The 852-nt window shown below is 59.0% G+C and carries 1 protein-coding gene; it reads right to left on the reverse strand.

All coding sequences use genetic code 11. The annotated features are described in order from the left end of the window. On the reverse strand, positions 1-852 hold an 852-nt coding region (locus D6024_RS26395; protein WP_121357812.1), incomplete at both ends, for a DUF4331 family protein.

Genomic DNA, 852 nt, shown 5'->3' on the forward strand with positions numbered 1-852 from the left:
AAACCCTCTCCAGGGGGTTTGAACATAGGGGAAGGTGGTTTTCTGTGTGGTGTCGTTTTTTGTTGGTCCGGCGGTAAAGCCAAGGACTTTTTGAAGCCGGGGTGTGACGGGGCTGCCGCTGCCGCTGTAGTCATCGTAAAAAAGACCCAGGGCGGCTAAGACCACGCCCGATACGGCCTGCAGCTCAATGCGGGTCACGTCATCTTCCAGCCTTCTGCCATTGGGAAAGCCGTCCATGTTGGGAATGTTTTCGAGGTTGGTCGTGGTGTTGAAGCGGGAGTCGGTCAAACCCAAAACGACCGCCCATACCAGTCCCAGGGAGTTGAAGTCGGCGCTGTTCCGGGGGGTGGGTGGCACGGCCATGTTCAGGCGCAGCATGTCGCCAAAGGTGGGCAGGAAATTGTTGATGAAGGGCTTGCCCGCAGCCAGCGGGTTGCCGTTCTTTCCGGTGGCCAGCTGGTAGGGCCGCAGGTTGGGCACACCGGTGTGAAAGAGGGGCAGCAGGTCGACGGAACGGGGAGCGGCAGGGCGGAGCAGGTAGTTGCCAAAGACCGCGTCATCGAGCGCTGTGCCGGCAACGGCGGCTGTGCCTTTCAGGGGAAAGAGGCCGGGGCGGCCGTTGCGAAAGTCGAACTGCCCCAGCGAATTCGATTGGATGCGAAGGTCGGAAAGCGCCGGCACGGCACCGCCAAACTTGGAGTCATCCATGTACAGCGCCAACTCCGGGTTGACAAAATAGGGCTCAAACTGACTCTCGCTATTGGTCTTTGTAAAATTCCACTCGTCCTTCCTGCCAACAGGTATTATCACTTCGTTGGTAAGGGGCATCCCTAAACGGGACACCTGCACCCA

Origin of the sequence: Flavisolibacter nicotianae (assembly GCF_003628535.1) — a bacterium.
Classification (GTDB): domain Bacteria; phylum Bacteroidota; class Bacteroidia; order Chitinophagales; family Chitinophagaceae; genus Flavisolibacter; species Flavisolibacter nicotianae.